The organism is uncultured Acetatifactor sp. (assembly GCF_948601915.1).
GTDB lineage: Bacteria > Bacillota > Clostridia > Lachnospirales > Lachnospiraceae > Acetatifactor.
The window spans coordinates 1-10989 of sequence record NZ_CAPDXS010000062.1; the positions used below are offsets into that span (position 1 = coordinate 1).

Below are 10989 nucleotides of genomic sequence, written 5' to 3' on the forward strand. Positions count from 1 at the left end.
GTCAGCGTTATGCAGTCTGGTTTCACGGCAAGTGAAATCGTTAAGCAGTATAATTTAAAACAGCGTCTGCCCCGTCCAGTGCCCATGCCCATGTCTGGAGGCTGGGCGGGGCAGATGCGGAACTAAAAACAGGAGGGACATATGGAGAAAGCGGCTGCAATAGACACCTGTTTAGGTGTTTTGAATGGGCGAGATTGTATCTATCTGAATCAGGTGAAACGAGATGCCCTGGATAATCTGACTTTTACGGGGGACATCAACGGTCATCTAATCTCCCGGCACAAGGACGAGAAAGAGTGGTTTCCCTATACTCTCATCTTCCAACGGGTGTTGGCCTATTTTGCCTGCGAACTCGACACATATGAAAATATGGCTATGTCGGGGCATCTGGACGACAGCTCCTTCGATTTGATTGAGGACAGTTCCTGGTTAAAATCCCTGCCAGTTAGAGAAGACTTTGACAAAGATATTTATCAGCACTACCGGCTGTTTACATACGATGATGTTTACGATATTATTGCAGTTTCTTATAAACTTGAAGTTGATGTATAAATGGTTTTCCCTTTATCAAATCGAAGGAGGTAACTGATGTGAACCAAGAACAAATGAATGCCGCAATGGAGTCCCTGACCCAGTGGCTTGCCCATCCGGCGGAGCTGGGCAAGGCTCCGGCAAAAATCGAGTGCGCCGGGGAGTTTGAACTGCATGATCTGCACTACTACATTTTCAGGTATAAAAAGAGCCTGATGGGGAAATGGCTGCTGGGCGTCTGCGGCGGCTACGAGGGGGACGGACTGGAGCACTGCGGCCATGTGTTCAGCGAGATGGAGGACTATGACCCGGCCACTGCCCGGGAAAAGGCCATCGCTCTGGTGGAAGTGATGCGCTCCTACTGGATGGAGCAGGCCCGGCGGGCGGAGGAGCAAAAGGAGAACCCCGGCACCTTCGTCAATTATGTTCTTCTGAAAGAGGCCAGGTGGGACAAAGAGGCCCTTCTGCGGGACTTGAAGGAAACCTGGGGCATCGAGGATGAACCGGATGACAGCGAAGATGAGGACAGCGAGGATGAAGACAGCAAGAATGAAGACAGCGAAGATGAGGGCGGTGAGGACGGGGAAACCGATGAGGTTTTTCTTATCAGTTATCAGGGGGCTATGATTGCCGTATCCTTCATGCCTGCGCCCATTCCCGACGGCGAGGCGGAAGAGGCTGCGGCCAAAAACTTCATGTGGCGCAATGGCGCGGAACAGGTAAAAGACCATGTGGCCCATCTTCTGATTGCTGTCATGGGCAAGGAGATTTCTCCCATTGAATGCGGCACATTCCTCGTCAAAACAGTGGTCTCCGCCTGCAGGCAGGACGGGGTGCTGGGCATTTACACCGGCGAGGTGGTCTATGCCCCGGACTATTATCAGCATTTCTCCGGGATGCTGGAAGAAGATTTGTTTCCCATTTACAATCTGGTCTGGATCGGGATTTACAATGGCAAAAAGGGTCTTTGCGCCTACACCGGCGGAATGCGGTACTTCGGTTATGACGAAATGGAAGTGCTGGACAGTCAGGCCGACGTCCAGACCCTCCACGAATTTCTCTCTGACATTGCCAATTATGTGATTAGCGAAGATGTGGTATTGCATGACGGGGAGACCATTGGCTTTTCCGAGGATCAAAAGCTGCCCATCACAAAGAGCGGGGGTGTTGCCGTAGAGGGTGACAGCTTGAAAATCGAATTTTAGGTTCGGGCGCACAGCTTGTTGCTTTACGCTTTTGCGGCTGGGAATCACGCCTCGGGCGGTTAGCAGATGGGAGCGGGGACGCTATCGATGAGGGAACTACAGGCGCAGTATAAACAGGGGCGGAACTTCCGGTTCATGAACTGACAGGGACCACGCTTCGGATCCCTCAAATCTCCCCCAAAATATAACTGTTATTGATCCAAAAGCTCTGCGTAGTCATCCACTGCCCGTCCGGCAGCGGATTGGCGTCCCGCTCCACATTCCCGCGGACGATGCCGTTCGCCAGCCGATATGCCGACTTTGCCGCATGCGGGCGGATATGGATGATCCGGTTGTCGCCCTTCCCGGGAAGGTTGTTGGAAATGGTGCCGTTGGGGCTGACCGAGAACCTGACCCCTTCCCGGATGGTCCGCCGCACGGCCTCCCACCCTTCCCTGACGGTAACCTCCAGGTCTGCCCTTGGCATGTTCCAGAATCTGGCGCTGCGCAGGACATATTCCCGCCCCCGGCGCCTGTAGACCACGAACAGGAACCTTGTCTCGGAGAAATAGGCATACACATCAGAATCCTCCCACTCCTGGGAGGCGAGGTCCAGGAACCGGAAGGGCGGGAACGACATGCTTTCGCGCATGGCCCCATTTTCCTCCAGCCGGATGGCCTTCACCACGATATTGGCCTTCACGAATTCCTCCGCGTGGTTCCCCCTGATCCCCAGCATGCGGTAGGCAAGGTCGATCCACTGGGCCTTGTTGCCGTTATATTCCCTGCCATACTCTGCGCAGAGCTCCCTGTCGCTCCGGCCGAAATGCCCGGAGATCCGTTCCATGACGATCTCCTCAAAAGACCGCTCTTTTAACGCGGCGCTGTCCGAAACGACTCTCTCGCAGGGCACAGCGTCCCGGAGTATGTACGTGTGCAGGACATAGTCCATGTATTGGCGCTTCAGGCAGAAGTTTCTCTTTTTGGCCGGTACATGGTCTCCATAATACTGGGGCCGGAGGCTCTTCTCCGCCGTGGCCCCTTTGGTGCAGGCCCCGAGATAAAGGGTATCGCTTTCGGACAATTCATGCGCTTTCCCGGCAATGATTTTTCTGACTATCTTTCTGTAGTCACTGGTGATGACGTCCAGGTCGGCGGCGGGCGGGGTGAAAAGATTGACGTACAGTATCCTGTAGAGCATTCTGGGGACAGACTTGTCCCGCAGGTAATGGACGAGCAGGATCAGCCGGATCTTCTCCCATACATGGCTCCGGTAAAAGTCCTCCTCCACAGGCTCCTCATAGGAGATATTGGTGACGGACAGGCGCTCCCCGGCCGTATAGGTTCCGTCCTTCCTGACATCGATGCAGGTCTGCTTCAGCTCCACGCCTGTCTCCCGGAAATCGGCGGCCTGGTCGCCGTTGGGCTTATAGCCAAAGTAATATTCCTCCAGAAAATTGCCCAGCTGCCCCTTGGCTCTGGCATCCTCGGACAGCGTTTGCGCATCAGGGATCCCCATGTGGGACAGATACTGATTCCTGATATCGAGGAATGTCTTCCCCTCCAGCCTTTTCGCGTATCTGAAGATGCTGTCAGCCGATGTCCTGTCGTAATCAAATAGCATTGCACCCTTCCCGTCCTTTCCTTCTCTATAAACCATACGATCAGGAAGATTTTCTGTCAAGCCAAAATCCGCCCGCCCGATCCATTATTTGGATAACGCTCTTTTCAAATGCCCCAATATGTGATAAACTTATCTAAACTCCCATGGGGCCGCCGCATCGCCGTGCCAAAAAGCAAGGCTATAAAGAGAATCGCCCGGGAGTTTAGCCGATGCACACAAAATGGGCAGAAAAAGTTCGCTTTTGCGTACAGGAGGCGCAAACACACTTCGCGGCGCCGTAATGGGATAGGAGCTTTCAGGGTAAAAATGAAGAGGGACAGCGCAGATGATCGCGTTGGGCAGGAGTTATAGAGGATGGAAGAGAACGGATACAGGACATGGCAGGACAATGCCGCGCAGGACATGGACCGCTGGCAGCAGGCGGAAGGGACGAGAGAGAGGCAGGAGAGGGAGGCCCGGGAGCTGGCCGCCGCCAGGAAGCATTTCTCCAAGCTGGGAGGGATGTACCTTCTGGGCACGATAGTGATATTCGCGGTGCAGTTCGCCGTCTCCTTCGCCGCGGGGCTCCTGTTCCCGGAATGGCTGATGAACGGGGACTTCGCTCTGCTCCTGTCCATGCTGCCCATGTACGCGATCGGCATGCCGGTGCTGATCGCGCTGGTGCGGACCATTCCCGCCGACAGGGTGGGGCGCAGGCCGATCAGGGCCGGGAGCTTCATCGCCGCAGTGGTGATGTGCTTCGGCGCCGTATACCTGACCAATATCATCGGCAATATCGTCACCACGGTCATCGGCATGCTCAAGGGCAGCGGGGTGCAGAACCAGCTGCTGAACGTGACGGAATCAGTCAGCCTGTGGATGATAGCCTTCTGGATGGTAATCTGCGCGCCTGTCATGGAAGAGTATGTCTTCCGCAAGCTGATCGTGGACAGGACGGTGCGCTACGGACAGGGGACCGCGGTGCTCCTGTCAGGGCTCATGTTCGGCCTGTTCCACGGCAACCTGAACCAGTTCGTCTACGCCTTCGTGCTGGGCATGCTCCTGGCCTACCTGTACGTGAAGACCGGCAACCTGAAGATCACCATCGCCATCCACATGATGATCAACTTCATGGGAGGCCTGGTGAGCTCGATGCTGATGCGCCAGATTGACCTGGATGCCTATCTGGAGATGGCGGCGAATCTGGACATGGCGTCCATGATGGCATTTGTCAGCGAGAATATGGCAGGGCTGCTGGCATACGGGGTCTTCCTGATATTCGTCTTCGGCTGCCTGATAGGGGGCCTGGTGCTGTTCATCGTATGCCTGGCCAGGAGGAAGTTCTCCTTCGCCAGAGGGCGGATAGTGATTCCCGAGGGGAAGCGGTTCCGCACAGTGGCCCTGAACCTGGGCATGCTGCTGTACGGGATATTCTGGATTGCGGTGATCGTCTATCAATTGCTGGCATAGAAAGGCGCCAGCGCCGGGGAGAGGAAGGCGCTGCGCCAGGGAGACGAAGGGCCTGGCCGGGGATTCGGAGGATTTGACATGTATACATTCGACAGCAGGATCAGATACAGCGAGACCGACAGCCAGGGGAAGCTCACCATGGCTTCCCTCATCAATTATTTTCAGGACTGTTCCACCTTCCAGTCGGAGGACCTGGGTCTGGGGGTGGAGAAGCTGAAGGAGATGCATCTGGTCTGGGTGCTCTCCTCCTGGCAGATCGTGGTGGAGCGCTATCCGGCCCTTGGGGAGAAGGTGGCCGTGGGGACTTTGCCCTATGGGCTGAAAGGCTTCCTGGGGTACAGGAATTTCTGCATGATGGATCGGGAGGGAGCGTATCTGGCCAGGGCCAATTCCCTGTGGAGCCTGCTGGACACCCGGACGAACAAGCCGTCGGCGATTCCGCAGAACATGATGGAGGGCTACCGGCTTGAGGAAAAGCTGGAGATGGAATACGCCCCCCGCAGGATTGCCCTGCCGCCCGACGGCGTACCGAGGGAGCCGGTGGTGGTAAAGCGCCATCACCTGGACACAAACCATCATGTGAACAATCAGCAGTTCATCGACATCGCCATGGACTACCTGCCGGAGGGCTTCGCCATAAGGCAGGTGCGGGCGGAATATAAGAAGCAGGCTTTTCTGGGGGATGTGCTGACGCCCCGGGTCTTTGAGGCGCCTGACTGCGTCTGCGTGACGCTGGAGAACCGGGAGGGAGACCTGTGCATGGCGGCGGAGTTCGGGGGAGGGGCCTGAAGCTGCGGCGGGACGCGATGCGGGGGCATCGCCTGCTGACGACAATGCGGTAGTGAAACGGACGGCAGGTGCGGACCGCTCAAGGATGCATGCAGCGGGGTACTGGAATAAAGAGAAAAAGATTTGATGGAGAGATATCATGATAAACTTAGGTGAAAAGCAGAAACTGACAGTGGTGAAGAAGGTGGAGTTCGGCATCTACCTGGGGCTCTCGGCGGAGGAGGACGAGCCCCGGGTGCTCCTGCCCCGCAAGCAGGTGCCGGAGGGGTGCGAGATCGGCGACGAGATGGAGGTGTTCATCTACCGGGATTCCCAGGACAGGCTCATCGCCACCACCAGGGAGCCCAAGCTCATGATGGGGCAGGTGGCCGAGCTCACCGTGGCCCAGACAGGGAAGATTGGGGCATTCCTGGACTGGGGCCTGGAGAAGGATCTGCTCCTGCCCTTCAAGCAGCAGCGGGGCAAGGTGGAGCAGGGGAACAAGGTTCTGGTGTCCCTCTATATCGATAAGAGCGACCGCCTCTGCGCCACCATGAACGTATATGACAACCTGCGCACGGACAGCCCCTACGGGAAGGACGACAAGGTAAAGGGCCGGGTCTACGAGATGAGCGACAATTTCGGCGCCTTCGTGGCTGTGGACAATCTCTACTCGGGGCTGATCCCCCTGACGGAGCTCTATGGGAACGTGGAGCTGGGGAAGGACGTGGAGGCCCGTGTCATCCAGATTCGGGAGGACGGGAAGCTGACGCTGGGCATCCGGGACAAGGCCTATCTGCAGATGGACAAGGACGCGGAGAAGATCATGGCCATGATAGAGGAGTGCGGCGGCATGCTGCCCTTCACGGACAAGGCCTCCCCGGAGCGCATCAAGCAGGAGACCGGCATGAGCAAGAACGAGTTCAAGCGGGCCGTGGGGCGGCTGCTGAAGCAGCGCAGGATAGAGATTGGGCAGTATTCCATCAGCAAGGTCTGAGCGGGGGAACCCACCGGAATCATTAAGAAATTGAAAACTTGCCGGAAGGACTGGTAAAACGGCTTTCAGTATGATAAAATAGAATGTATTCTGGGCAGGAGGTGTGCTTATGGATATTGCGGAAGTATCGATGGCGCTGGCGAATGCGTCTGTGCTGTCCCAGGTTGGAACCGCGGTGCTTGACAAAGCGCTGGACGCCAGCAGGGAGCTGGGGGCAGGGATAGTACAGATCATGGATGCTGCGGCCATGGAGCTGAGTGTGAATCCCAATGTGGGCGCCAATTTCGACATACGTGTCTGACGGATGCGGGAAGGCGCCCTGTCCTGATTGGAGGACTCATCTATAAAACTGCCTGGGGCCTTGCTTCAGGTGGTTTTTTTGTGAAAAATCATAAAATCCTATTGCTTTTTTTCCGTATTTTTTGTACATTTGTAAATGTAGAAACAAAAACGGGAACTGGAATCGACCATAACGACAAAAGGAGTGGGTTTTATGATCTCAAATCAAATTTTACAGAACACAATCGATGGATTGAAGAACATTGCTCGGGTCGAATTTTGTATTATGGATGTGGACGGCAAGGAGGTGGCCTCTACTGCCGACATGGGCAGCAGGGCGTCCGCAATTGCGAAAGCCGTTGCGGAATTTGCCGCGTCTGTGGCGGATTCCCAGGAGATACAGGGATATCAGTTCTTTAAGATATTCGATGACCAGATTCTGGAGTATGTGCTGGTGGCCGCCGGGGCCGGGGAGGACTCCTATATAATCGGCAAGCTGGCGGCCTTCCAGATCCAGAGCCTGGTGACGGCCTACAAGGAGCGCCTGGACAAGGACAATTTCGTCAAGAACCTCCTTCTGGACAATCTGCTGTTGGTGGACATCTACAGCCGCTCCAAGAGGCTGCATATCCAGACGGATGTGCCCAGGGCGGTGCTGATCGTGGAGACACCGGGAGGCAGGGACAGCAATGTGCTGGAGCTGGCCAGGACGTATTTCAGCGGCAACAGCAAGGATTTCGTCACGGAAGTGGACGAGAACAATGTCATCATCGTCAAGGAACTGCCCGAGGCCGACAGGGCCAGGGAGATGGATAAGACGGCGAAGCAGCTCTGGAGCTTCCTGAAGAAGGAGGGCATCCGGGACGGCCGCATCGCCTACGGCACGGTGATACAGGAGATCAAAGAGGTGAGCCGCTCCTATAAGGAGGCCAGGATGGCCCTGGACGTGGGCAAGATCTTCTTCGGCGAGCGGGAGATCATCGCCTACAGCGAGCTGGGCATCGGCCGCCTGATCTATCAGCTCCCCCTGCCTTTGTGCAAGATGTTCATCCGGGAGATCTTCGGGGGTAGGAGCCCGGACGAGTTCGACGAGGAGACCCTGGGGACGATCTACAAGTTCTTCGAGAACAGCCTGAACGTGTCGGAGACCTCCAGGCAGCTGTTCATCCACAGGAACACGCTGGTCTACCGGCTGGATAAGCTGCAGAAGAGCACGGGATTGGATCTGCGTGTCTTTGAGGACGCGATTACGTTTAAAATTGCGCTGATGGTAGTGAAATATATGAAATACATGGAAACCACGGATTTCTGAGAATAAAAGTCCGGGATGGAGGAAGACGATGGGCAAAAAGGAGCTGTCGTGGAGAAAGCGGGAGCAGTTTATAGAAGATAACGGCATCATATTTCTGGATAATGTGAGCAAGGTCTACTCCAAGGGGGCTCCTGCCATTAACGGGATCACGCTGGGAATCGGAAAGGGAGAGTTCGTCTTCATCGTGGGCGACAGCGGCTCGGGGAAATCCACCCTGATCCGTCTGCTGCTGCGGGAGCTGACGGCCACCAGCGGGAACGTCTATGTCATGGGCAGCGACCTGGCGAACCTGAAGCACAGGCAAGTGCCCAAGTTCCGGCGCAACCTGGGCGTGGTGTTCCAGGACTTCCGTCTGCTCAACGACAGGAATGTCTATGAGAACGTGGCCTTTGCCCAGCGGATCATAGAGGTGCCCGCGGGGGAGATCCGGCGCAATGTCCCCACCATCCTGGCCACCGTGGGGCTGGCCGGGAAGTACAAGGCCAAGACCAGGCAGCTCTCCGGCGGCGAGCAGCAGAGGGTGGCCCTGGCCAGGGCTTTGGTGAACAAGCCCTCGATCCTACTGGCGGATGAGCCTACGGGCAATTTGGATCCGAAGAATTCATGGGAGATCATGATGCTGTTGGACGAGATCAACCAGAGCGGCACCACGGTGGTGGTGGTGACCCACAACAGGGAGATCGTCAACGCCATGCACAAGCGGGTGGTCACCATGAAGCGGGGCATCATCATCAGCGACGAGGAGGGAGGGGAATACATCGATGAAGATTAGCACTTTGTTCTATACCATCAGACAGGGCTTCGTCAATATCTTCCGGAACAAATGGTATTCTCTGGCTTCCGTTGCTACCATAGCTGCCTGTCTGTTCCTCTTCGGCCTGTTCTATTCCATCGTGATGAACTTCCGCAGCATCGTGCTGAAAGCGGAGGAGGGCGTGTCCGTGACAGTGTTCTTCCACTATGAGAATGACTGGTGCGACAGCCATGTGGAGGGCCAGATTCCATCGGATGCCCGTATAGAAGAAATCGGCCAACTGATAGCCAGCCGTGCCGAGGTGTCGGACGTGAAGTTCATCTCCGACGATGAGGCATGGGAGAACTATAGAAGGGACAACTGGGGTGAAAATTACGAGGCCTATTCCAAAGCGTTTCTGGAAAATCCCCTGGAGGGCGATGACAGCTATGAGGTCTTCATCAGCGATGTATCGCTGCAAAGCGCTTTGGTCACATGGCTGGAATCCCTGCCGGAGGTGATGAAGGTCAACCATTCCGCCTTGACGGCAGACACGCTGAGCGGCGCGAACCTGCTGATTGCCTACGTGTCTGTAGGCATCATCGTGATCCTGCTGGCGGTGAGCATCTTCCTGATCAGCAATACGGTGGCCATCGGAATCTCGGTGCGCTCCGAGGAGATCAATATCATGAAATATATCGGGGCCACGGACTTTTTCGTCAGGTCGCCCTTTGTGCTGGAGGGGATGCTGATCGGGCTGCTGGGGGCCGCGCTGCCCCTGTGGCTGATCTACGGCATCTATAATTACACGCTGAATTATATCGCGGAAAGGTTCGAGGTCCTGACCAATTTCCTGGCCTTTATCCCGGCGGATGAGCTGTTCGGCGTGCTGACGCCGGTATCGCTGCTGGTAGGCGTAGGGATAGGGTTCCTGGGGAGCATTGTCACTGTGAGAAAGCATCTGCAGGTGTAGAAGAAGGATGATGAGAAAGAGCAGAAAGAAGGGCGGGGCGAGATGGCTGCTATGGGGCCTGGCGCTGGGGGCCGCGGCGCTGCTGGCCACAGGCGGGGACGGTCTGCAGGCACAGGCCACAGGCAGCAGGACGCCCACCGCGGAGAGCATCCGGGAGAAAGAGGAGGAGATCTCCCAGATCAAAGAGCAGAAGGAGGGCCTGAAGGACGGCCTCAGCAATCTGCAGGAGATCAAGAAGAACCTGGAGCTCCAGAAGGACGATCTGAAGAATTACGTGCGGGAGCTGGACGGGAACCTGCAGAAGATAGAGGCCAGCATCGCCGAGCTGAAGGCCCAGATCGGCGCCAAGGAGGCGGAGATCTCCGAGGCCCAGGCCCAGCTTGAGGCGGCGAGAAAGCAGGAGGAGGACCAGCAGGAGGCCATGGCGGCCCACATCCGGCTCACCTATGAGTCCGGGGACCCCAGCGTGGCGGACCTCCTGCTGGGGGCCAGAAGCCTGGGGGACTTCCTGAACAGGATGGACTATATGGAGAAGATGGTGGCCAGCGATGTGCAGATGTGGGAGGATTACAAGGCCGCCAAGGAATATGTGGAGCTGTGCAAGGAAGGCCTGGAGCTGGAGAAGGAGATTCTGGACGAGACGAAGGAGAACGTGGAGATCGAACAGAAGAACCTGGAGGAGTTGATAGCGCAGAAGAATCGTGATATCATAAGCTATGAGACGGATATCAGCAACAAGGAAGAGGCCATAAGGCAGTACGAGGAGGAGATCAGGGCCCAGGAGGAGGAAATCAGGCTCCTGGAGGCGGCTGTGGCCGAGGAGAGGCGGCAGCTGATCGCCAGCAGCGGGTCCGCTCTCACCTACGATGGCGGCACGTTCAAGTTTCCCCTGGCGTCCTACACCAGGGTATCGGACGACTATGGCATGAGGATGCATCCCACTCTGGGGGTGGAGCAGTTCCACAATGGCGTGGACTTCGCCGCGGCCACGGGGACAGCCATCTTCGCGGCCTATGACGGCAAAGTGGCAGCGGCGGCCTACAGCCCCACCATGGGGAATTACGTGATGATAGACCATGGGGACGGGCTGGCCACCATCTATATGCACGCCTCGGCCCTGTATGTGAGCAAGGGGGACG

Annotated in this window: 10 protein-coding genes and 1 pseudogene (1 of these 11 only partly in view); 10 read left to right on the top strand and 1 reads right to left on the bottom strand. The window is 56.5% G+C overall.

The genetic code is table 11. The annotated features are described in order from the left end of the window. The first annotated feature begins 141 nt into the window (after nucleotides 1-141). Together Q2B33_RS12075 and Q2B33_RS12080 are read left to right on the top strand one after the other, a co-directional pair. A complete protein-coding gene (locus Q2B33_RS12075) occupies nucleotides 142-552 on the top strand; it encodes a hypothetical protein (protein ID WP_300571416.1) in 411 nt (136 codons plus the stop codon). Between the two features lie 38 nt (nucleotides 553-590). Then, the gene (locus Q2B33_RS12080; RefSeq protein ID WP_300571414.1) at nucleotides 591-1736 is read left to right on the top strand and encodes a DUF4261 domain-containing protein; all 1146 of its coding nucleotides are present in this window, start codon (nucleotides 591-593) and stop codon (nucleotides 1734-1736) included. Nucleotides 1737-1902: 166 nt separating this feature from the next. Here Q2B33_RS12080 and Q2B33_RS12085 read toward each other — a convergent pair whose 3' ends face one another. Continuing rightward, a complete protein-coding gene (locus Q2B33_RS12085) occupies nucleotides 1903-3339 on the bottom strand; it encodes a Sau3AI family type II restriction endonuclease (protein ID WP_300571412.1) in 1437 nt (478 codons plus the stop codon). 354 nt (nucleotides 3340-3693) lie between these two features. Between Q2B33_RS12085 and Q2B33_RS12090 the strand changes: the two genes are divergently transcribed. The 8 genes and pseudogenes from Q2B33_RS12090 to Q2B33_RS12125 all read left to right on the top strand — a co-directional run. Further along, nucleotides 3694-4788, top strand: a complete 1095-nt coding sequence (locus Q2B33_RS12090) for a CPBP family intramembrane glutamic endopeptidase (protein WP_300571410.1) — start codon at nucleotides 3694-3696, stop codon at nucleotides 4786-4788. A 78-nt stretch (nucleotides 4789-4866) separates the two neighbouring features. After that, nucleotides 4867-5577 carry an acyl-[acyl-carrier-protein] thioesterase gene (locus Q2B33_RS12095; RefSeq protein ID WP_300571408.1) on the top strand — a complete coding sequence of 237 codons (711 nt, stop codon included), beginning with the start codon at nucleotides 4867-4869 and terminating at the stop codon, nucleotides 5575-5577. A gap of 139 nt (nucleotides 5578-5716) precedes the next feature. Further along, entirely contained in the window at nucleotides 5717-6553 is an 837-nt protein-coding gene (locus tag Q2B33_RS12100; RefSeq protein ID WP_296466065.1) for a S1 RNA-binding domain-containing protein, read from the top strand. 109 nt (nucleotides 6554-6662) lie between these two features. Continuing rightward, a complete protein-coding gene (locus tag Q2B33_RS12105) occupies nucleotides 6663-6854 on the top strand; it encodes a YjfB family protein (RefSeq protein ID WP_296466062.1) in 192 nt (63 codons plus the stop codon). A gap of 192 nt (nucleotides 6855-7046) precedes the next feature. After that, complete coding sequence (locus tag Q2B33_RS12110) at nucleotides 7047-8144, top strand: CdaR family transcriptional regulator (RefSeq protein ID WP_300571405.1); 1098 nt, start codon at nucleotides 7047-7049, stop codon at nucleotides 8142-8144. Nucleotides 8145-8229: 85 nt separating this feature from the next. Next, nucleotides 8230-8916 (top strand): cell division ATP-binding protein FtsE, encoded by a 687-nt coding sequence (gene ftsE, locus Q2B33_RS12115; protein WP_300571439.1) that lies wholly within the window; start codon nucleotides 8230-8232, stop codon nucleotides 8914-8916. Then, nucleotides 8906-9850: a permease-like cell division protein FtsX gene (ftsX, locus tag Q2B33_RS12120; RefSeq protein ID WP_296466055.1), complete on the top strand. Its 945-nt coding sequence runs from the start codon at nucleotides 8906-8908 to the stop codon at nucleotides 9848-9850. Before ftsE ends, ftsX begins: the two co-directional genes overlap by 11 nt. 7 nt (nucleotides 9851-9857) lie before the next feature. Next, nucleotides 9858-10989 (top strand): annotated as a pseudogene (locus Q2B33_RS12125) (murein hydrolase activator EnvC) (it continues 167 nt past the right edge of the window).